The organism is Streptomyces sp. NPDC047974, from assembly GCF_040653375.1.
Taxonomy (GTDB): Bacteria; Actinomycetota; Actinomycetes; order Streptomycetales; family Streptomycetaceae; genus Streptomyces.
This window is the reverse complement of the sequence record NZ_JBEZNU010000012.1, coordinates 108,110-129,640: the sequence shown is the minus strand read 5'-3', so window position 1 is coordinate 129,640 and position 21,531 is coordinate 108,110. Positions and strand designations below refer to the sequence as shown.

Annotated in this window: 17 protein-coding genes; 6 read left to right on the top strand and 11 right to left on the bottom strand. The window is 71.9% G+C overall.

What is annotated here, in order from left to right; all coding sequences use genetic code 11:
* Positions 1–49: 49 nt before the first annotated feature.
* The 3 genes from AB0E19_RS18990 to AB0E19_RS18980 are packed head-to-tail and all read right to left on the bottom strand — an operon-like array spanning position 50 to position 1,949.
* Positions 50–1,255 (bottom strand): peptidase S1 and S6, encoded by a 1,206-nt coding sequence (locus tag AB0E19_RS18990; protein ID WP_362181029.1) that lies wholly within the window; start codon positions 1,253–1,255, stop codon positions 50–52.
* A 50-nt stretch (positions 1,256–1,305) separates the two neighbouring features.
* Entirely contained in the window at positions 1,306–1,734 is a 429-nt protein-coding gene (locus tag AB0E19_RS18985) for a hypothetical protein (RefSeq protein ID WP_362181026.1), read from the bottom strand.
* A 5-nt stretch (positions 1,735–1,739) separates the two neighbouring features.
* A complete protein-coding gene (locus AB0E19_RS18980) occupies positions 1,740–1,949 on the bottom strand; it encodes a hypothetical protein (protein WP_362181023.1) in 210 nt (69 codons plus the stop codon).
* A gap of 259 nt (positions 1,950–2,208) precedes the next feature.
* Here AB0E19_RS18980 and AB0E19_RS18975 point away from each other — a divergent pair, with 259 nt between their 5' ends.
* Complete coding sequence (locus AB0E19_RS18975) at positions 2,209–3,195, top strand: LuxR C-terminal-related transcriptional regulator (RefSeq protein ID WP_362181020.1); 987 nt, start codon at positions 2,209–2,211, stop codon at positions 3,193–3,195.
* Positions 3,196–3,442: 247 nt separating this feature from the next.
* Complete coding sequence (locus AB0E19_RS18970; protein WP_362181017.1) at positions 3,443–4,747, top strand: M28 family metallopeptidase; 1,305 nt, start codon at positions 3,443–3,445, stop codon at positions 4,745–4,747.
* Positions 4,748–4,822: 75 nt separating this feature from the next.
* Here AB0E19_RS18970 and AB0E19_RS18965 read toward each other — a convergent pair whose 3' ends face one another.
* Both AB0E19_RS18965 and AB0E19_RS18960 read right to left on the bottom strand, forming a co-directional pair.
* Positions 4,823–6,013, bottom strand: a complete 1,191-nt coding sequence (locus AB0E19_RS18965) for a sigma-E factor regulatory protein RseB domain-containing protein (protein WP_362181015.1) — start codon at positions 6,011–6,013, stop codon at positions 4,823–4,825.
* A gap of 130 nt (positions 6,014–6,143) precedes the next feature.
* Positions 6,144–7,154, bottom strand: coding sequence for a polyprenyl synthetase family protein (locus tag AB0E19_RS18960; RefSeq protein WP_360601058.1), 1,011 nt, complete (start codon positions 7,152–7,154; stop codon positions 6,144–6,146).
* Between the two features lie 196 nt (positions 7,155–7,350).
* Between AB0E19_RS18960 and AB0E19_RS18955 the strand changes: the two genes are divergently transcribed.
* Both AB0E19_RS18955 and AB0E19_RS18950 read left to right on the top strand, forming a co-directional pair.
* Positions 7,351–8,856, top strand: coding sequence for a peptide MFS transporter (locus tag AB0E19_RS18955; RefSeq protein WP_362181011.1), 1,506 nt, complete (start codon positions 7,351–7,353; stop codon positions 8,854–8,856).
* 9 nt (positions 8,857–8,865) lie between these two features.
* Positions 8,866–10,875 carry a CocE/NonD family hydrolase gene (locus tag AB0E19_RS18950; protein WP_362181007.1) on the top strand — a complete coding sequence of 670 codons (2,010 nt, stop codon included), beginning with the start codon at positions 8,866–8,868 and terminating at the stop codon, positions 10,873–10,875.
* A gap of 31 nt (positions 10,876–10,906) precedes the next feature.
* Here AB0E19_RS18950 and AB0E19_RS18945 read toward each other — a convergent pair whose 3' ends face one another.
* Positions 10,907–12,253, bottom strand: a complete 1,347-nt coding sequence (locus tag AB0E19_RS18945; RefSeq protein WP_362181004.1) for a PT domain-containing protein — start codon at positions 12,251–12,253, stop codon at positions 10,907–10,909.
* A gap of 285 nt (positions 12,254–12,538) precedes the next feature.
* Here AB0E19_RS18945 and fahA point away from each other — a divergent pair, with 285 nt between their 5' ends.
* Positions 12,539–13,768 carry a fumarylacetoacetase gene (fahA, locus tag AB0E19_RS18940; RefSeq protein ID WP_362181001.1) on the top strand — a complete coding sequence of 410 codons (1,230 nt, stop codon included), beginning with the start codon at positions 12,539–12,541 and terminating at the stop codon, positions 13,766–13,768.
* On the opposite strand, the gene AB0E19_RS18935 is transcribed toward fahA, so the two are convergent.
* Positions 13,769–14,590, bottom strand: a complete 822-nt coding sequence (locus AB0E19_RS18935) for a carbohydrate-binding protein (protein ID WP_362180998.1) — start codon at positions 14,588–14,590, stop codon at positions 13,769–13,771.
* Positions 14,591–14,630: 40 nt separating this feature from the next.
* Positions 14,631–15,485 (bottom strand): helix-turn-helix domain-containing protein, encoded by an 855-nt coding sequence (locus AB0E19_RS18930; RefSeq protein ID WP_362180995.1) that lies wholly within the window; start codon positions 15,483–15,485, stop codon positions 14,631–14,633.
* 292 nt (positions 15,486–15,777) lie between these two features.
* Between AB0E19_RS18930 and AB0E19_RS18925 the strand changes: the two genes are divergently transcribed.
* The gene (locus AB0E19_RS18925; protein ID WP_362180992.1) at positions 15,778–16,341 is read left to right on the top strand and encodes a hypothetical protein; all 564 of its coding nucleotides are present in this window, start codon (positions 15,778–15,780) and stop codon (positions 16,339–16,341) included.
* Positions 16,342–16,394: 53 nt separating this feature from the next.
* Here the strand turns inward: AB0E19_RS18925 and nuoN are convergent, their stop codons facing one another.
* The 3 genes from nuoN to nuoL are packed head-to-tail and all read right to left on the bottom strand — an operon-like array spanning position 16,395 to position 21,528.
* Entirely contained in the window at positions 16,395–18,044 is a 1,650-nt protein-coding gene (gene nuoN / locus AB0E19_RS18920) for an NADH-quinone oxidoreductase subunit NuoN (RefSeq protein WP_362180989.1), read from the bottom strand.
* Complete coding sequence (locus tag AB0E19_RS18915) at positions 18,041–19,627, bottom strand: NADH-quinone oxidoreductase subunit M (protein WP_362180986.1); 1,587 nt, start codon at positions 19,625–19,627, stop codon at positions 18,041–18,043. Before AB0E19_RS18915 ends, nuoN begins: the two co-directional genes overlap by 4 nt.
* A gap of 5 nt (positions 19,628–19,632) precedes the next feature.
* On the bottom strand, positions 19,633–21,528 hold the full coding sequence (nuoL, locus tag AB0E19_RS18910; RefSeq protein WP_362180983.1) for an NADH-quinone oxidoreductase subunit L: 1,896 nt from the start codon (positions 21,526–21,528) through the stop codon (positions 19,633–19,635).
* Positions 21,529–21,531 lie beyond the last annotated feature (3 nt).

The window sequence follows — 21,531 nt, the reverse complement described above, 5'->3', positions numbered from 1 at the left end:
AAGGGAGGGCGGGAGGACGGACACGCGGGGGAGGGTGCGAGCGCCGCGCTCAGTACCAGTTGTTGTTCTGGAAGTGGGTCCAGGCCGCGCAGGGGGTGCCGTACCGGCCGTCGATGTAGGACAGGCCCCACTTGATCTGCGTGATCGGGTTGGTGCGCCAGTCGTCGCCGAAGGCCTCCATCTTGGAGCCGGGCAGCGCCTGGGGGATGCCGTACGCGGTGGAGCTCGGGTTGTCGGCCCAGTAGCGCCAGCCGCTCTCCTTGGTCCACAGCTGGTCCAGGCAGTTCCACTGGGTGGTGCTGTTCCAGACGCCGCCGTCGTGCTTGTTCATGAGGTCGCGGCCGGCCGCCTTCACCGCCGGGATGTCGGTGCCGTCGAGCGGGTCGGTGGCGGTCGTGCAGGTGAACGTCCCCGGCTGCGCGGAGAGCAACTGCTGCGTCCAGCCACCGGTGTTGACGGGCGTGTCGTTGTGGTACGCGATGTCGGCGCCGGAACCGTCCGCCGGATTCGCGTCCTTGTACCAGTACATGGCGCCCGTGGTCGGGATCCGGCCGTAGTAGAGGCCGCCGCCCGGCGACACGACCTGGTCGAAGGCGGACCAGCCCGAGGTCTTGAGGTCGTCCCGCGACCAGCCGCCCGCACTGTCGATCTTGTACGAGTAGAGCGCGCCGCCCGCGGTGGTGGCGAGCAGCCGGTCGTCCCCGGCGGCCGTCAGGGTCTTCAGGACGAAGCCGCTGCCGATCTCCTTGCGCTGGCCGATGTGCGCCGAACCGGTCGGCTTCGGCTGGGAGACGAGGTACTGGATGAGGAGTCCGCCGGCCGTGCCGTAGAGGTGGCCGTTCCCGTCGTAGGTGAGCTTGTCGTGCGTCCAGCCGCTGTCGAAGAGCTTGACGGGCGGGCGCTCCAGGACGAGGGAGGTGTTGTTGGTGAGGACGTCGACGCGGTAGAGCGCGCCGGCCGTCGACGTCACCAGGATCGTGTTGAAGTTCAGGGTGGCCATCGCCTGGGGCTCGAAGCCCAGGTCGACGCCGATCAGCACCTTCTTCAGCTCGCCGGTGGCGGGCGTGATGGTGCTGAAGGTGAGCCGGCCGTCGGGGAGGACTCCGTACAGCTGCGCGGTCCCGCTGCACGTGGTCGCGGCCTGCGCGGCGGGCGCGGCGTCGATGGCCGCGACGGTGAGGAGCCCGGCCCCGAGCGCGCCGGACAGGGCGGCGATCGTGGTCTTGCGGGCAGCACGGCGGAGGGTGGTCGTCACTGCGTTCCTTCCGGGGACCTTGGGGTACGGAGACGGCGGCGGGCGCGCCGTCAGCGGCGGGGTGCGGCGGCGCGGTAGCCGTGGAGGCCCAGGGGGGCGCGGGCGCCGTCGAGGATGGCGCGGGCCTGGTCGAGGGCGGCCGCCTCCGAGGCGGCGCGCAGGAAGAGGTAGAGGTCCACGCCGGCGCCGTCGTCCGAGGCCTTGGCGCGTACGTGCTCAAGCCCGTTTCCGAGGGCCGCGTGGGCCCAGATCAGGTCGGAGAGGAGCGCGAGCAGTCGGGGGGTGGCGGGGGTGCGGCGCGAGGCTTCGAGTCGAGCGTCGGGTGGGACTTCGAGGGGAGCGTCGAGGGGTGCTTCGAGGGGGACTTCGAGGGGGACTTCCGGCGGGGCTCCGGGCGGGACCTCGGGTGGGGCTCCACGTGGGGCTCCGAAGGGGGCTCCGGGTGGGGCGGCCTCCAGGGAGGCGAGGACGACGCGCACGCCGCTCAGTCCCAGTTGATGCTGCCGGAGGGGGACTCCGGGGCCGTGTCCCAGTTGATGCTGCCGTCGCCGTCGGTCGCGCTGACGCGGTACTGGACCGGGTCCGCGGCGGAGACCGCGCCGGCTCCGGCGAAGGCCAGGGCGCAGAGGGCGGTCGCGGCGGCGGCGGCGCGGGCGGTGCGGACGATCCTGGCGATTCGGGCGGCGCGAAGCATGGGAGTCCCCCTGGTCGAGTGGGTGCGGGTGAGCGAGGCGCGAAGCGAGCGGTCCGTGCGGTGTACCGCCCCGGGGGGGGCCGTCTGCCGCCCCGCCGTTCCGGTGGTCACCATGCTGCTGCCGGCGTCGGCCGCCGGGAAGGAGTTCCGGCTGGCACCAAAGGGTCTGGCACTTTGGTGCCAGGCCGCCGGTCCGCGTCTACGATCGCGGCAGGGGGCGCTCGTGGGGGGCGGCCGGACCACAGCCGGGGGGCTGGTCATGCTGGAGGCACTGGGGCTCGGGGACGCCGTGGAGGCCGTGTACCGGGGGATGCTCGCCGATCCCTCGGGAGGCATCGGGGAGTTGGGCGCACGGCTCGGGCTCGCCGAGACGCAGGTCCGCGAGAGCCTGGACCAGCTCGTCGACCTCGGCCTGCTCAAGCCGTCGCGGGACAGCCCCGGCGCGCTCCGCGCGGTGCGGCCCGAGGTCGGCCTTGAGGTGCTCCTGCGCCGCCAGGAGCGGGAACTCGCCCGACAGCAGCAGGAGTTGGAGCGCAGCAGGGCGGCCGCGGCCGAGGTGGTCTCCGAGTTCGCCGAGCTGCACCCGAACACCGAGGTCGACGGGGCGGAACGGCTCGTCGGGATGGACGCCATCCAGGACCGTCTGGAGCAGCTCGCCCACGGCCTGACCCGGGAGTGCCTGGCGATCCTGCCGGGCGGCGCGCTCTCCGAGGCCAGCCTGGCGGCATCGCGGCCGCTGGACGAGCGGGCGCTGGCCCGGGGCATCGAGATGTGCTCGATCTACCAGGACAGCGCCCGCAACGACCCGGCGACGCTGGCGTACGCCCGGTGGCTGACCGAGCAGGGCGGCCAGGTGCGCACCAGCCCGCTGCTGCCGCCCCGCCTGCTGGTCTTCGACCGCACGGTCGCGGTCGTCCCCATCGACCCCGGCAACTCCCGTCTCGGCGCCCTGTGCACCAGCGCGCCCGGCATCGTCGCCTCACTGGTGACCCTCTTCGAGCAGACGTGGCAGGCCGCCGTACCGCTGGGCGCGGACCGCCCGCGCGCCGACGACGACCGCCCCACCGAGGCCGAGCTCGAACTGCTCAGGCTCCTGGCGTCGGGGCTGACCGACGAGGCTGCGGGCAAGCGGCTCGGGGTGTCGCTGCGCACCGTCCGCCGGCAGATGGCCGCGCTGATGGAGCGCCTCCACGCCACCAGCCGCTTCGAGGCGGGGCTCAAGGCGGCGCGCGAGGGCTGGCTCTGAGGAGCCCCGGACAGACGAGCCGAAGGGGTGCGCGTCCGCTCAGCGAACACGCCTGACCGGATTCAGGTCTTGACGGGACATCGTCACGTCACTGAGCATTCAGCACACGCACACCGACCGTAGGGATCCCCATCACACCCCTGCGCCTCGGGTGCCACCTGCACAGCTCCAACGCCTCGCGTCACCCACGGCGCGAGGCGCTCGCACGTTCCGTCCCATCCCCGTTCGGAATCCGGAGCCCCCACACATGAAGCTCTCCGCGAGACTGGCCGCCCTGGCCGGTTCCTCCGCCCTGGTCCTCGGCGCCCTCGCCGGGGCCGCCCCGGCCACCGCCGCGCCCGCCGGCGCCACGGCCGCCCCGGACATCCCGGTCGCCAACGTCAAGCAGCACTTGACCGACCTCCAGTCCATCGCGACCGCCAACGGCGGGAACCGCGCGCACGGCAAGGCCGGCTACAAGGCCTCCATCGACTTCGTGAAGGCGAAGCTGGACGCGGCCGGATACACCACGACCGTGCAGCAGTTCACGTACAACGGCACCACCGGCTACAACCTGATCGCCGACTGGCCGGGCGGCGACCCGAACCAGGTCATCATGGCCGGCTCGCACCTCGACTCGGTCTCCTCGGGCCCCGGCATCAACGACAACGGCTCCGGCTCCGCCGCGGTCCTGGAGACCGCGCTCGCCGTCGCCCGCTCCGGCTACCAGCCCTCCAAGCACCTGCGCTTCGGCTGGTGGGGCGCGGAGGAGCTCGGCCTCGTCGGGTCGAAGTACTACGTGAACAACCTCGCCACCACCGAGCGCTCGAAGCTCAAGGGCTACCTCAACTTCGACATGATCGGCTCGCCGAACCCGGGCTACTTCGTCTACGACGACGACCCGACGATCGAGACGACCTTCAAGAACTACTTCGCCGGGCTCGGCGTCCCGACCGAGATCGAGACCGAGGGCGACGGCCGCTCGGACCACGCGTCCTTCAAGAACGTCGGCATCCCCGTCGGCGGCCTCTTCACCGGCGCCAGCCGCGTGAAGACCAGCGCCCAGGTGTCCAAGTGGGGCGGTACGGCCACGGCCTTCGACCGCTGCTACCACTCGTCCTGCGACACCACGTCGAACATCAACGACACGGCCCTGGACCGCAACAGCGACGCCGTCGCGCACGCGATCTGGACGCTGTCCGGCACCACCACCACGCCGCCCACCGGCACGGTCTTCGAGAACACCGCCGACGTCTCCATCCCGGACAACGGCGCCGCGGTGACCTCCTCCGTGACCGTCTCCGGCGTCGCGGGGAACGCGCCGGCCGCCCTCGCCGTCGGCGTGGACATCGTCCACCCCTGGCGCGGTGACCTGGTCGTCGACCTCGTCGCGCCCGACGGCACGGTCTACAACCTGCACAACAAGACCGGCAGCAGCGCCGACAACATCCAGCAGACCTACACCGTGAACGCCTCCAGCGAGGTCGCCAACGGCGTGTGGAAGCTGCGCGCGCAGGACACGGCGTCCGCCGACGCCGGCTACATCAACGGGTTCAAGCTGACGTTCCCGTAAGCGAGAAGGCACGACCAAGCCACCCGGGTGGGTCGGTGACGTACTCCCGACCCACCCGGGGAACCACCTTCCCCGCTACTTCGCGGCGTTGGCGGCGTCCACCAGCGCCTGCGGCGTCACCGCGCCGACGTAGACCTTGCCGTCGTCCGTCATCAGGGCATTGACGATCTTGGTCTTGAAGACCGTGCCGGAGCCGAACTTCCCGCTCACCTTGTCGCCGAGCGCGTCCAGGAAGCCCTGGGCCTCCTTCGGCGCGTCCTCCGTCTTCGGCGCGGGCGCGCCGGAGTCGAAGGCGGCGATGGCGGTCCAGCCCTCGCCGATGATCTCGGGGCCGTTCGCGTCGGCACCGCCGAGGCCGCCGAGACCGAGGTCGCCGAAGGCCTTCTCCAGGTCCTCGGGGGCCTTGCCGTGCTCCCCGCCGCGGTCCGCGCCGAACTCCTTCTCCACCTGGTCGCCCTCGGTGACCTTCGCGCCCTTCGGGACGGTGAAGTCGAACTCCGAGGCCGCCGGCTTGCCGAAGTCGACCTTGGTGAAGCCCGCGTCGAGGACCGGCTTGCCGCCGCTCGTGGAGTCGAGGGTGAACTTCAGCGGGGTGCCGGTCGCCGCGTCCACCGCGATGGTGATCGAGTCGACCGTCGAGCCCTGCTGCTTCGGCTCGACGACGAGCCGGTACGCGTCGCGGCCCGCGACGTTCGCCGTGCCGCCGACCGTGATCGAGGTGGTGTCCCCGGCGGCCTTCAGGACCTCGTCGGCGAGCTCCTTCGGGGAGGCGGGGAGCTCCTTCTCGGGCGCGGGACCGCTCTCGTCGCCGCCCTTCTCGTGGAAGACCGTGTTCGAGCGGGAGTCGTACGCCCACACCTCGTCGCCGTCGTGGATCAGGCTGTACTGCTCCTCGCCGTCGAGCAGCGTCAGCTTCTGCCGCTCGGGGCCGTCGGCGGCGACCTTCAGGGTGTGGGTGCCGGAGACCAGCTTGGTGAGCTGCGCGGACGGGTCGGCGGAGCCCTCTCCCCCGGCGGCGCCGCCGGCGATCCCGCCCAGCAGGCCGTCGAAGGCCGGCAGGCCCAGGTCGGTGGAGATCTTGAAGGTGCCGGACAGGGTCTGGGTGTCCGAGGCGGCGATCTTCTCGATGAGCTGCTGCGCGGTGATGTCCGGCAGGTCCGGGTCGCCGGACGCGGCGAGCGCCGGGACGAGTCCGATGGTCGCGGCGGCGATGCCGGCCACCGCGACCGGGACGACGTACCTGCTTGCCTTGCGCTGTGCTGCCATGGTCTGTGATCCCTCCGTGCCCTGGCGGACTGCTTCTCGATGACTCCATCTCACCAAGAAGGGCGACGGAAATCGTCAGCCCGGGGGATCAACCTCGCGTACCCCTCCGGGATGACATCCCCCTAGGGCGTCAGCCCGCCCGGTGCACCACCGCGTCGCACAGCTCCATCAGTGCCGACTTCGCGTAGCCGTCGGGCAGGGGCGCCAGCATGGCCCTGGCCTCCTCGGCGTACCGCACGGTGTCCCGGCGGGCCTGCTCCAGGGCGGGGTGGACGCGGAGCCGGCGCAGGGCCTCGGCGTGCCGGTCGTCGTCGGTGAGGTCGCCGTCGATCAGGGCGACGAGCTCCAGGTCCTCGGGGCGGCCGTGGGCGGCCGCGGCGGCCCGCAGGCGGAGGACGGGGAGGGTGGGGACGCCCTCGCGGAGGTCGGTGCCGGGGGTCTTGCCGGACTCGTGGCCCTCGGAGGCGATGTCGAGGACGTCGTCGGCGAGCTGGAAGGCGACGCCGAGCCGCTCGCCGTACTGGGTGAGGATGTCGACGACCGACTCGTCGGCGCCGGACATCATCGCGCCGAAGCGGCAGGAGACGGCGACGAGCGAGCCGGTCTTGCCGCCGAGGACGTCGAGGTAGTGGTCGACGGGGTCGCGGCCGTCGACCGGACCGGCGGTCTCCAGGATCTGGCCGGTGACGAGCCGCTCGAACGCCTCGGCCTGGATCCGTACGGCCTCCGGGCCGAGGTCCGCAAGGGTGTGCGAGGCGCGGGCGAAGAGGAAGTCACCCGTGAGGACGGCGAGCGAGTTGCCCCAGCGGCTGTTGGCGCTGGGGACGCCCCGGCGCACGGCCGCCTCGTCCATGACGTCGTCGTGGTAGAGCGTGGCCAGATGGGTGAGCTCCACGACGACGGCCGCGGGCACCACACCGGGCGAGTAGGGGTCGCCGAACTGGGCGGCGAGCATCACGAGCAGCGGCCGGAACCGCTTGCCGCCCGCGAGCACCAGGTGCTGGGCGGCCTCGGTGATGAAGGGGACATCGCTCTTGGTCGCGTCGAGGAGGCCGGCCTCGACGGCCGCCAACCCGGTCTGGACATCGGCCTCGAGAGCCTGGTCCCGCACGCTAAGACCGAACGGCCCGACGACGGTCACGAGGGGATCTCCTGTCTGCTGACGCCTGCTGACGCTAGTCCTTGACGCTCCGGACCGTACGCCGTCGACTCGGATTGTCGATGTGTCGGTCCACTCACTCAAGCCAGCGTATCCGGTCACGTTTCGATCACCGTGGGCGCCTTCCCGTCACCCCCGGTATGTTCGGGATCAGCTCATACGATCAGGAGTAGGCGTTTTGTCCCGAACAACGATCGAGACCGATGCGAACGGGGAGCAGCCGCCCCCCGAGGACGACCGCGCCTTCCTCGGACACCCACGGGGACTGCTGACCCTGTCGGGCCTGGAGGTCTGGGAGCGCTTCTCCTTCCTGGGCATGCAGGCGATCCTCGTCCTGTACTTCGCCGCGAGCGTGTCGGACGGCGGCCTCGGCATGGCGGCCGGCACCGCCGCCTCCGTCTCCGCCGCCTACGGCACCCTCGTCTACCTGGTCTCGGTGGCCGGCGGCTGGCTCGCCGACCGCATCCTCGGCTCGTACCGGGCGGTCCTCTGGGGCGGCGTCCTGATCGCCTGCGGCCACTACTCCATGGCGGTGCCCACCGCCGCCATGACCTGGGTGGGCCTCGGCCTGATCAGCGCCGGCACCGGCCTGCTCAAGCCGAACGTCGCCACCATGGTCGGCAAGCTGTACCGCACCGACGACGACCGCCGCGACGCCGGATTCGCGCTCTACTACATGGCGATCAACATCGGCGCCTTCGCCGGACCCCTGATCACCGGCTGGCTCGCCGACCACCAGGGCTACCACTGGGGCTTCTCGGCCGCCGCCATCGGCATGACCCTCGGCCTGGCCCAGTACATCGCCGGCCGCCGCCACCTCGCCGGGAAGAAGCACGCCGCCGAGTTCCCGCTCGCCCCGGACGCCATGCGCCGCGCGGTGCTCTCCCTGACCGTCGGCGCCGTCGTGGCCGCCGCGGCGGGCGGAGCGCTCGCCGCGGCCGGCTGGCTCACCATGGACCGCTTCGTCGACCTGCTGACCCTGATCTCGGTGATCGCCCCGGTCGTCTACTTCCGGGTGATGTTCGCCAGCCCCCGGGTCACCGCCGAGGAGCGCGGCCGGCTCAAGCCGTACATCGTGCTCTTCCTGGCCTCGGTCGCCTTCAACTTCATCCTCTTCCAGGCGTACTCCACGATGATGCTGCTCGCCTCCACCAACGCGCGCACCACCCTCCTCGGCTTCGACTTCCCGGCGAGCTGGTACGCCTCCGCCCTCGGCGCCTTCGAGGTCGCCCTGGCGCCCGTGGTGGCCGCCGTCTGGGCCCGGATGGGCCCCCGCCAGCCGCACGCCTCCAACAAGATCGCCCTCGGGGTGGTCCTCGGCGGCCTCTCCTTCCTCCTGATGGTCCTGCCGACCTCCGGCCACGCGGACGACACGTACGAGATGGCCGCGTGGTGGATCGTCGGCTCCTACCTGCTGCTCGGCCTCGGCGACGTCCTCCTGGAGACCTCCGGCATGTCCGCCACCAGCAAGCTCGCCCCCAAGGCCTTCTCCAGCCAGACCATGTCGCTCTGGTTCCTCTCCCTGGCCCTCGCCAACGGCATCCAGGCCCAGACCGTGAAGCTCTACGACGACGTCTCCAAGCCCGCCTACTTCGGCGTCAACGGCGCCGTCGCCGTCGCCGTCGGCCTCGGCGTGATGGCCCTGGCGCCCTGGCTGCGCCGCACGATGCACCCCGTCCACTGAGGTGACCCGATGACGAAGATCCGGACCGACTTCCCGTACGAGACCCGGCACGAGGACCTCCGCATCCCGATGCCGGACGGCACCCTGCTGTACGCGCGCGTGTGGCGGCCGGTCACCGACGAGCCGGTCCCCGCCCTCCTGGAGTACCTCCCCTACCGGCTCACCGACTGGACCGCGCCCCGCGACTGGCAGCGCCACCCCTGGTACGCGGGCCACGGCTACGCCTCCGTACGGGTCGACGTCCGCGGCCACGGCAACAGCGAGGGCCTGCCCGGAGACGAGTACGACGCCACCGAGCTCGCCGACGGCGTCGCCGTCGTGAACTGGCTCGCCGAGCAGGAGTGGTGCACCGGCCGGGTCGGCATGTTCGGCATCTCCTGGGGCGGCTTCAACAGCCTCCAGATCGCCGCCCTCGCCCCCGAGCCGCTGAAGGCGATCGTCACCGTCTGCTCCACCGACGACCGCTACGACAACGACGTCCACTACATGGGCGGCTCGGTCCTCGGCGTCGACATGCACGCCTGGGCCGCCACCATGCTCGCCTTCGTCTGCCGCCCGCCCGACCCGCAGTACGCGGGCGAGGAGTGGCGCGACCTGTGGACACGCCGCCTGGAGGCCGTCGAACCCTTCGTCCACACCTGGCTCTCCCACCAGACCAGGGACGACTACTGGAAGCACGGCAGCGTCTGCGAGGACTACCCGGCGATCGAGGCCGCCGTCCTCGCCGTCGGCGGCTGGCACGACCCGTACCGCGACACCGTCCTCCGGCTGGTCGAACACCTCCCCCAGGACCGGGTCCGCGGCATCATCGGCCCCTGGTCCCACCAGTACCCGGACCGCGGCCTGCCGCCGGGACCCGCCATCGGCTTCCTCCAGGAGACCCTCCGCTGGTGGGACCACCACCTCAAGGGCGCGGAGAACGACGTCATGGCCGAGCCGCTGCTCCGCTCCTGGATCAGCGGGTCCCACCCGCCGGCCACCGTGTACGAGGAGCTGCCCGGCCGCTGGGTCGCCGACCCGTCCTGGCCGTCCCCGCACGTCACCCCCGTCACGTACGCCTTCGGCGGCGAGCCCGTCGTCGTCGACTCCCCGCAGCAGACCGGCATCGACGCGGGCCGCTTCTTCCCCTTCGGGAACGACGCCGACCTGCCGCCCGACCAGCGCGACGAGGACGCCCACTCGGCCTGCTTCGACTTCACCGTGCCGCCCGACGGCGGGCCGATCGAGATCCTCGGCCGCCCCCGCGTCGGCCTCCACGTCATGACGCCCGCGCCGACCGGCCAGATCGTCGCCCGGCTCTGCGACGTCGCCCCCGACGGCTCCTCCACCCTCGTCACCCGGGGCGCCCTGAACCTCTCCGCCCGCTACGGCCGCGACCGGGCCGTCGACGCGCAGATCGGCGAGTGGGAGAGCTACGACGTCGAGCTGAACGGCATCGGGCACACCTTCCCGCCCGGCCACCGGGTCCGGCTCGCCGTCTCCTCCGCGTACTGGCCGTGGCTCTGGCCCCAGCCCGACGCCGCCGGCTTCACCCTCGACCCCTCCGGCTCCTCCCTCACCCTTCCGGTCCGCGCCCACACGGACGACGCGATCGCCTTCGAGGAACCCGAACAGTCCGCGCCGCTCGGCGTGTCGTCCCCGAAGCCCCTGGAGACCCCGGAGGAGACCCGCCCCGAACGGCTCGTCCTCCGCGACGTCGCCAAGGGCGCCTGGACCCTCCAGGTCGACCCGAAGTACGGCGGCACGCGCGTGTACCCGGACGGCCTGGAGTACACCGAGGACGCCGTCGAGACGTACACGATCACCGAGGACGACCCGCTCTCCGCCCGCACCCGCTCCGAGTGGCGCATCCGGCTCCACCGCCCGGAACTCGCCTGGGACGTCACCGTCGACACCCGCTCGGAGATCACCTGCGACGCCGACGCCTTCCACACCTCGGACGAGGTCGTCTGCAAGGAGGGCGGCGAGGTCGTCTTCCACCGCACGTGGGAAAAGCGGATCCCCCGCACGGCGGGCTGAGCCCGGGCCGTACGGGGGATCACGGGGTTTCCTAGGCGTCGGCCTTCCGGCGGCGCGCCACGAACACGGCGCCCGCGCCGAGCACGACGACGGCACCGGCCGCCATGCCGAGCTGCGGCAGGACGTCGGACGAGCCGGTCTCGGCGAGCTCGCCGCCCCGGCCGCCCTGCGGGGCGGCACCGTTCGAGGACGGTGCGGGGGCGGGTGCGGAGGTCGACGGGGACGGGGCGGCGGTGGGCTGCTGCGTCGGCTCCGCCGTCGGCTGCTGGGTCGGCTCCCCCTTCGGCTCGACGATGTCGAAGGAGACCTTCGCGTACTGCTCGCTGATGCCGCAGGAGCCGTCGCCGTTGTCGTACTCGGCGGTGGTGAAGGAGATGCCCTCGCCCGCGGGGGCGTCCGCGTCCACGGTCAGACGCAGGGTGACGTCGGCCTTGCCGTCCTTGGCGATCGCGCCCAGCTCGATGGCCTCGTCCTCGAAGTCGAGCTCGGTCCACTTCGGGTTGACGGCGGACTTCCAGTCGATGGAGAAGTACCGGCCGAGGTCGGGGTTCTCCTCGTCCAGGATGTCCTCCCAGGACTCCGGCACGTGCGCGGCGAAGAGGTAGGAGCGCACCGAGTCGAGGTCACGGTCGGAGGTGTTCTCGACGGTGAGGGAGAAGTCGGCGCTGGAACCGATGGTGATGCTCTTGGGGCCCGTGAGGGTGGAGATGACGGAGCGGTCCTCGACGCAGTCCGCGCCCTCGTACGCCTCCAGGGCCGCCTCGGCGTCGGCGAGCTCCTGCTCGGCGGCCTCGATCTTCGGGTCCAGCAGGCTGATCTTCCGGGCGAGCGCCACCCGCGCGTCGTCTCGGGCCGTGCCGGCGGCGTCGAAGCGCGTCTTGGCGTCCGTCTCGGCGGTGAGGGCGGACGCGGCCGTCTCCTTGGCAGCGGTGACGGCCTGCTCGGCCGCGGCCTTGGCCTCGGCCGTGGCGTTCGGGTCCGCGAGGACCGCGTCGAGGTCCGCCTGCGCCTCGGTGACAGCGGTGTCGGCGGCCTCGCGGGCGGTCTTGGCCTCGCTGTACGCCAGCTTGGCGGCCTCGTACTCGGCCTTGACGGCCGGGTCGAGGTTGCCGGCATTGAGGTCGTCGACGAGCGCCTCGCGCTCGGCCTTGAGGGACTCCAGCTTCGCCTCGGCCGTCGCGACGGCCTCGATGAGCCTCTCGTACTCGGCGAAATCTTCCTCCTCGGGGCCGTCCGGGGCCTCGTCCTGCTGGGCAGTGGCACCCTTCGGGGCGGTCGGCTTCGGCGTCTCCGCGAAAGCGGGGCCGGCGGAGAGGAGCACGACCGGCGTCGTGACGGCGGCGGCGACGGCGGTCGCGAGCATGCGGCGAATCTTCACGGGCGGACCTTTTCCTGGTCAGGGAAGAGAGAAAGGGGGGCGCGCGCCCGCGGAACGGTCACGCGGGGGCGACGCCACCGTGATCGTAGGTCCCTGAAGTGCCCGCCGTCAGGGGCCGTTTCCCCAGCTCGGAGGCGGTACGCGCGCCTCCGGCGGCGCAAACCGTCCGCACCCGGACAGTTGCCCTCTTCCCGGTGACTTTCTCTGTGATCCATGTCATCCGCGCCCGCCGCCGCGCCCCGTAACGTGTCCCTCACCCATCACGCGAAAGCGAGGCACGTACCGATGTCCGAGCACAGCCCGCTCGACCTGGCCGAGGGCGATCCCTTCGGCCCGCACAACCTCCCGTACGGCGTCTTCTCCACCGCCGACGAGCCGGGACGGCGCCGGCTCGGCGTCCGGATCGGCGGGTACGTGCTGGACGCGGGGGCCGCGGCGCACGCGCTGGGGTCTCCGTACGCCTCCCTGCTCGCGCAGCCGAGCCTGAACCCGCTGCTCGCCGCCGGGCGGACCGCCTGGCGGGACGTGCGCCGCGCGCTGACGGCCTGGGTGACGGTCCCGGCCCACCGCGCCGACGTCGAGCCGCTGCTCCACCCGCTGGACGCGGTGACGCTGCACCTGCCGTACGAGGTCGCGGACTACGTGGACTTCTACGCGAGCGAGCACCACGCCACCAACGTGGGCCACATCTTCCGCCCGGACGGCGAGCCGCTGACGCCCAACTGGAAGCACCTGCCGATCGGTTACCACGGCCGCGCGGGCACGGTCGTCGTCTCGGGCACGGACGTCACGCGCCCCTCCGGGCAGCGGAAGGCGCCCGCCGACGCGGCCCCGGTCTTCGGGCCGTCGGTGAAGCTGGACATCGAGGCGGAGGTCGGCTTCCTCGTCGGCACCCCGTCGGAGCTCGGCACGCCCGTGCCGCTCGCCGCCTTCCGGGACCACGTCTTCGGCCTGTCGCTGCTGAACGACTGGTCGGCGCGGGACGTGCAGGCGTGGGAGTACGTGCCGCTCGGCCCGTTCCTCGGCAAGTCCTTCCAGACCTCGCTCTCGGCGTGGGTGACGCCCCTGGAGGCCCTGGACGCGGCCCGTGTCGCGCCGCCGGCCCGGGACTTCCCCCTCCTGCCGTACCTGGACGACGCGGCGGAGGAGGAGCCCGGCGGCTACGACGTGCGGATCACCGTCGAGATCAACGGCGAGGTGGTGTCCGAGCCGCCGTTCTCCACCATGTACTGGACGGCCGCGCAGCAGCTCGCGCACATGACGGTGAACGGCGCCTCCCTGCGCACCGGCGACCTCTACGGCTCCGGTACGGTCTCCGGCCCCGAGGTGGGCCAGCGCGGCTCGCTCCTCGAACTCACCTGGAACGGCCGTGACGCCCTCGCGCTCGCCGGCGGCAAGCGGACGTTCCTGGAGGACGGCGACGAGGTCGTGCTGACCGCGTGGGCGCCCGGCCCGGACGGCACCCGGGTGGGCCTGGGCGAGGTCCGGGGCCGGATCGCCCCCGCGGTGGCGTAGCTAGCCGACCCGCCAGAGGGCGGGCACGTTCGGCGGCTCCCAGCCGGCCATGGCGGTGTGGGCCTGGAGACAGACGTAGCCCACGCCGCCGTACGTGACCCGGTCCCCGGCGGCGTACGACCGTCCGGCGGTCCAGGTGCCGCCGGGCGGGGCGGTGGTGGCCGTGGCCGTCGGAGTCGGCCCCGGGTCCTGCGGCACGTCGATGACGAAGTCGAAGGCGGCCTCGCGGCCCCCGCCCGCGTCCCGCACGGTCATGAGCAGCCGCGGGTCGAAGATCGTGTCGGTGTTGTTGCGGGGCTCGTTCGGGAAGTACAGCTGGGTGGTGAGGATCGGCCGCCCGGGCGCCTGCACCTTCACGTGGAGGTGCCGGGTGCGGCCCGGGTAGAGCCCCGGGACGATGGTGTCGAGCCGGAACGCCCCGTCGGCACCGGTGAACTGGTGCCCGCGGAACCTGAACCCGGTGTTGTCGTACGCCCCGTTGGCATCGGCCTGCCAGAAGTCGAGGAGCACGCCGGACACCGGCCGGCAGGCCCTCCCGAACACGTATCCGCTGACGACGAGCCGCGTGCCCGGCCCGTCCTGCAAGCTGGTGCGCAGCGGCGAGTTGGGCTTGAAGTAGGGGCCCTCCATCTGCGGGACGGTCAGGTCGTCGCCGTCGTCGCACTCGGGCGTGAGCGCGAGGCTCTCGCTCCCGCCGAGCGTCCGGGCGAGCGCCGGAACGCCCATGAGCACGGCCGGTGCGGCCATCCCGGCCGCGAGCGCCGCCCGCAGCACGGCCTTGCGCGTGACGTGCCCGGTACCGGTGTTGCTCTCGCTCTCCATGTGCCTGGCTCCTCAGGTGGGGTCTGGGGTCGGCACGAACCTAGGTTTCTTCGGAGCCCGCTTCGATGGACGGAACAGGGCGCTCGTGGTGTTTTCGAAAGGCCCCCGGGCTGACCCCCGCCTCCCGCCGGAAGAACCGGCAGAAATAGGCGGGGTCCTCGAACCCCACCCGGGCCCCCACCTGCCGCACGGACAGCCCCGTGGCGAGCAGCAGCCGCTGCGCCTCCCGCACCCGCGCCTCCCGCAGCAGGGCGGCGGGGGTCCGCCCGGTGGCGGCCCGCACGACCTCGTTCAGGTGCCCCGGGGTGACCCCGAGCCGCCCCGCGCACTCCCGCACGGACAGCCCGCCGCCCCCGGCGTCGGCCGCGATCCGCAGGAACTCCCCGGCGACCCCCCGCACGGCCGGCCGGACCCCGGCCCCGGGTACCCGCGCGGCCCGCACGAGCAGCACGTGCAGCAGCGACCGCAGCACGCCCGCGAACCCGTCGTCCCCGCCCCGGTACTCCTCGGCGAGCTCCCCCATCAGCAGCGAGGTCCGCTCGTGCGCCGCCCCGTCGAGGTCCGCCCAGGGCCGCTCCCCGAGGCGTCGCAGCAGCTCCTCGTCCCCGGCGCCGCCCACCAGGAACTCCGGCGTGAACAGCACGAGCGACCCCTCCAGCCCCCGCACCCCCTCCCACCGGTGCACCTGCCCGGGAAGGATCACCCCGAGCTGCGGCGGCCGCAGGTCGTACCGCTCGGCGTCGATGACGTGCACCCCGGTCCCCTCCACGACGTGCACGATCTCGTAGAACGTGTGCCGATGCGGATAGTCCGCCCGCGACATGGGGCCCATCGCGTCGAACCCCCCGGCCGCGAACGGCACCCGGTCGGGCAGCCTCACCTCCAGCCGGTGCACCGGCGGCTCCCCGTCCCGGGGCGCTTCACACGGCACCCCGGGTAAGACGGTGGTCCCACGCACGGAGATCCCCCCCAACAGGTACAGACCATTCGGCCCTCCACCATCCCACGCGGCCCGCACCCTGTCAGGAGGCCCGGAGGTCACCCCCCGTAGCCACTCCGCTGGGTCAGTCCCGGGTGCGGGCGGGGTGGGGGCGTTCGATGCTCCTCGCGGTGGGCCTCGGGGAGGGGCCGCACCTCCGAAACGGCGCCCGGCGGGCGCCTTCCCCGTCCAGAGGAGTACATCCGTGATGTCCGCACGCCCCCGGGCCCTCAGGGCCGCCTTCGCTCTCGCCGCTTCCGTCGCGCTGGCCCTGGGGGCCGCCGCGCCGGCCGTCTCGGCCGGGCCCGCCGCCCCGGTGGCGGGCGGTGACCACGGGTGGCCGCACCCGGACCTGGCGAGGACGTACGAGGCGACGAAGAAGTACCGGTCCGAGGAGAAGGCGATCGCCGACGGGTTCCAGCGCACCGACGTGTGCGTCGAGGACACGAGCGACGCGAAGCTCGGCGGGATGGGGTACCACTACGTGAACCCCGCCAACATCGGCTCCACCGACCCGACGCGGCCCGCGGCCGTGATCTACGCGGAGGAGCACGGGAACGGGAAGCGGGAGCTGGTCGCCCTGGAGTGGATCGTGCCGGACACCGGGCAGCCGGTGCCGCGCGCCTTCGACCGGGACTTCGACGGTCCCGACCCGATCCCGGGGCTCGGAGAGGTGTACTCGCTGCACACGTGGATCTTCAAGAAGAACCCGGCTGGGGTCTTCACCCCGTACAACCCCCTGGTGCACTGCGGTCCCTGCCCGGAGAAGTAGCGGGTACGCGGAAGGGCCCGGCTCGCCCCCGAGCCGGGCCCTGTCCGTGAGGGTCAGCGCACGAAGACGCTCGCCTGGCTCGCCAGGTCCAGGAAGTACTGCGGCGCGAGGCCGAGGACCAGGGTGACGAGCACGCCCGCCGTGATGGTGACGGTGGTCAGGGCCGAGGGCACGGCGACCGTGGGGCCGTCCGCCTTCGGCTCGCTGAAGAACATCAGCACGATCACCCGGATGTAGAAGAAGGCCGCCACCGCGGAGGCGATGACGCCGACCACCACGAGCGCGCCCGCGCCGCCCTCCGCCGCCGCCTTGAAGACCGCGAACTTGCCGGAGAAGCCGGAGGTCAGCGGGATGCCGGCGAAGGCGAGCAGGAAGACCGCGAAGACCGCCGCGACGAGCGGCGAACGGCGTCCCAGGCCCGCCCACTTGGAGAGGTGGGTGGCCTCGCCGCCCGCGTCCCGCACCAGCGTGACGACGGCGAACGCGCCGATCGTCACGAAGGAGTAGGCGCCCAGGTAGAAGAGCACCGACGAGATGCCGCTCGGCGTGGCCGCGATGACACCCGCGAGCAGGAAGCCCGCGTGGGCGATCGACGAGTACGCGAGCAGGCGCTTGATGTCGGTCTGGGTGATCGCGACCACCGCGCCGCCCAGCATCGTGACGATCGCGACGCCCCACATGACCGGGCGCCAGTCCCAGGTGAGGCCGGGGAGCACCACGTAGAGCAGGCGGAGCAGGGCGCCGAAGGCGGCGACCTTGGTGGCGGCGGCCATGAAGCCGGTCACCGGGGTCGGGGCGCCCTGGTAGACGTCCGGCGTCCACATGTGGAAGGGGACGGCGCCGACCTTGAACAGCAGGCCCATGAGGAGCAGGGCGAAGCCGATCAGGAGGAGGACGTCGTTGCCCATGGTGTCGGCGAGCGCCGGGTTCACCGAGGCGACCGCGCCGTCGACGACGTCGGCGATGGCGGCGTAGGAGACGGAGCCCGCGTAGCCGTAGAGCAGGGCGATCCCGAAGAGCAGGAAGGCCGAGGAGAAGGCGCCGAGCAGGAAGTACTTGACGGCGGCCTCCTGCGACATCAGCCGCTTGCGGCGGGCGACGGCGCAGAGCAGGTACAGCGGGAGGGAGAAGACCTCCAGGGCGATGAAGAGCGTCAGGAGGTCGTTGGCGGCCGGGAAGACCAGCATGCCGGCGATCGCGAAGAGCGCGAGCGGGAAGACCTCGGTGGTGGTGAAGCCCGCCTTGACGGCGGCCTTCTCGTGGTCGCCGCCGGGCACGGCGGCCGCCTCGGCGGCGAAGGAGTCGACCTTGTGGCCGTGGTCGGCCGGGTCGAGCCTGCGCTCGGCGAAGGTGAGGATCGCGACGATCGAGGCGAGGAGAATGGTGCCCTGGAGGAACAGGGCGGGGCCGTCGACGGCGATGGCGCCCATGGCCGCGAGGCCGGCCTTGGTGGTGCCGTAGCCGCCGGCCGCGAGGCCGACGACCGCGGCGAACGCGGCGGCGAGGGCCAGGACCGACAGGAAGACCTGGCCGAGGTAGCGGCCCTTGCGGGGCACGAAGGCCTCGACGAGGACGCCGAGGACGGCCGCGCCGACCACGATCAGGACCGGAGCGAGCTGGGTGTACTCGATCTTCGGTGCCGGGATCTTGTTCAGCGGCTCGGCGGCCGTCGTCCACAGGCTGTGGACAGCGAGGGCGTTCACTTGGCCGCCTCCACGTTCTGGACGGGAACTTCGGGCTGGGGGTCGGTCCGCTGCACGTCCGACATGGTGTGCCGGACCGCCGGGTTCACGACGTCCGTCAGCGGCTTCGGGAAGACGCCGAGGAAGAGCAGGAGGGCGATCAGCGGGGCGACGACGGCGAGCTCGCGCGGCCGCAGGTCGGGCATCGACCGCACCTCCTCCTTCACCGGGCCCGTCATCGTCCGCTGGTAGAGGACGAGGACGTACAGCGCGGCGAGGACGATGCCGGTGGTGGCGACGATCCCGGCCACCGGATAGCGGGCGAAGGTGCCGACCAGGACCAGGAACTCGCTGACGAACGGCGCGAGTCCGGGCAGCGACAGCGTCGCGAGGCCGCCGATCAGGAAGGTGCCGGCGAGGACCGGGGCGACCTTCTGCACACCGCCGTAGTCGGCGATGAGCCGCGAGCCGCGCCGGGAGATCAGGAAGCCGGCGACCAGCATCAGGGCGGCGGTCGAGATGCCGTGGTTGACCATGTAGAGCGTGGCGCCCGACTGGCCCTGGCTGGTCATCGCGAAGATGCCCAGGATGATGAAGCCGAAGTGGGAGATCGACGCGTAGGCGACGAGCCGCTTGATGTCCCGCTGGCCGACCGCGACCAGCGCCCCGTACACGATGCTGATCAGGGCGAGGACGACGATCGCGGGCGTCGCCCACTTCGACGCCTCGGGGAAGAGACCGAGGCAGAAGCGGAGCATCGCGAAGGTGCCGACCTTGTCGACGACCGCGGTGATGAGGACGGCGACCGGGGCGGTCGCCTCCCCCATCGCGTTCGGCAGCCAGGTGTGCAGCGGCCACAGCGGCGCCTTCACCGCGAAGGCGAAGAAGAAGCCGAGGAAGAGCCACTTCTCCGTCGAACCCGCCATCTCCAGCGAGCCGTTCGCCCGCGCCTCGGCGATCTCGGTGAGCGAGAAGTTCCCCGCGACCACGTACAGGCCGATGACCGCGGCCAGCATGATCAGGCCGCCGACCAGGTTGTACAGCAGGAACTTGACCGCCGCGTACGAGCGCTGCGCCGCCGCGTTCTCGTCGGTGCCGCTGTGCGCGCGGTCGCCGAAGCCGCCGATGAGGAAGTACATCGGGATGAGCATGGCTTCGAAGAGGATGTAGAAGAGGAAGACGTCGGTGGCCTCGAAGGAGAGGATCACCATCGCCTCGACCATGAGGATCAGGGCGAAGAAGCCCTGGGTCGGGCGCCAGCGCTTCGACTGCGTCTCCAGCGGGTCGGCGTCGTGCCAGCCGGCCAGGATGACGAAGGGGATCAGCAGCGCGGTGAGCGCGATCAGCGCCACCCCGATGCCGTCGACGCCGAGCTCGTACCGCACCCCGAAGTCCCTGATCCAGGAGTGGGATTCGGTGAGCTGGTAGCGGTCGCCGCCCGGCTCGAAGCGGGCGAAGACGATCCCGGCGAGCACCAGGGTGGCCAGCGAGACGAGCAGCGCCAGCCACTTGGCGGCGGTGCGGCGGGCGGCGGGCACGGCGGCGGTGAGGATCGCACCGACCGCCGGCACCGCTGCCGTCGCCGTCAGGAGCGGGAAGGACATAGCAGTTACACCGCCCTCATCAGCAGGGTCGCGGCGATGAGGACCGCCGTACCGCCGAACATGGAGACCGCGTAGGAGCGGACGTAGCCGTTCTGGAGCTTGCGCAGCCGGCCGGAGAGCCCGCCGACGCCCGCCGCCGTGCCGTTGACGACGCCGTCCACGAGGGAGTGGTCGACGTATACCAGCGAGCGGGTCAGGTGGGTGCCGCCGGTGACGAAGACGGCGTGGTTGAAGTCGTCCTGGAGCAGGTCGCGGCGGGCGGCCCGGGTGAGCAGCGAGCCGCGCGGCGCGACCACCGGCACCGGGCGGCGCCCGTACTGGAGGTAGGCCAGGCCGACGCCGATCACCATCACGGCGACGGTGGCCGAGGTGACGGCCGCGGCGCTGATCGGCGGGTGCCCGTGCTCGAAGGAGGTGACGGGCTCCAGCCAGCTCACGAACCGGTCGCCGATGCCGAAGAAGCCGCCCGCGAAGACCGAGCCGAAGGCCAGCAGGACCATCGGGATCGTCATCGACTTCGGGGACTCGTGCGGGTGCGGCGGGTTGCCGTCGGCGTCGTTCTGCCAGCGCTTCTCGCCGAAGAAGGTCATCAGCATCACGCGCGTCATGTAGTACGCGGTGATGGCGGCGCCGAGCAGGGTGACCGCGCCGAGGATCCAGCCCTCGGTGCCGCCCTTGGCGAAGGCCGCCTCGATGATCTTGTCCTTGGAGAAGAAGCCGGACAGGCCCGGGAAGCCGATGATGGCGAGGTAGCCGAGGCCGAAGGTGACGAAGGTGACCGGCATGTACGTCCGCAGGCCGCCGTACTTCCGCATGTCGACCTCGTCGTTCATGCCGTGCATGACCGAACCGGCGCCGAGGAAGAGCCCGGCCTTGAAGAAGCCGTGGGTCACCAGGTGCATGATCGCGAAGACGTATCCGATCGGGCCGAGACCGGCCGCCAGGATCATGTATCCGATCTGCGACATCGTGGATCCGGCGAGGGCCTTCTTGATGTCGTCCTTCGCGCAACCGACGATCGCACCGAAGAGCAGCGTGACCGCGCCGACGATGGTGACGACGAGCTGCGCGTCCGGCGCCGCGTTGAAGATGTCGGCGGAGCGGACGATCAGGTACACGCCGGCGGTGACCATGGTGGCGGCGTGGATGAGGGCCGAGACCGGGGTCGGGCCCTCCATCGCGTCCCCGAGCCAGGACTGCAGCGGCACCTGGGCCGACTTGCCGCATGCGGCGAGGAGCAGCATCAGGCCGATCGCGGTCAGCTTGCCCTCGGAGGTCTCCCCCGTCGAGGCGAGCACGGGGCCGAAGGCGAAGGTGCCGAAGGTGGTGAACATCAGCATGATCGCGATCGACAGGCCCATGTCGCCGACCCTGTTGACCAGGAAGGCCTTCTTCGCGGCGGTCGCCGCGCTGGGCTTGTGCTGCCAGAAGCCGATGAGGAGGTACGAGGCGAGGCCGACGCCCTCCCAGCCGAAGTACAGCAGCAGGTAGTTGTCCGCCAGGACGAGCAGCAGCATCGCCGCGACGAACAGGTTCAGGTAGCCGAAGAAGCGGCGGCGCCGCTCGTCGTGCTCCATGTACCCGATCGAGTACACGTGGATGAGCGTGCCCACGCCCGTGATCAGCAGGACGAAGGTCATCGACAGCTGGTCGAGCTGGAAGGCGATGTCCGCCTGGAAGCCCTCGACGGGGATCCAGGTGAACAGGTGCTGGTGCATCGCCCGGTCCTCGGCGCTCTTGCCGAGCATGTCGGCGAAGAGCGCGAGGCCGATGACGAAGGAGACGGCCGCGAGGAGCGTGCCGAGCCAGTGCCCGGTCTTGTCGAGCCGGCGGCCGCCGCACAGCAGGACGGCCGCTCCGAGCAGGGGCGCCGCGATGAGCAGCGCAATCAGGTTGTCCACGGT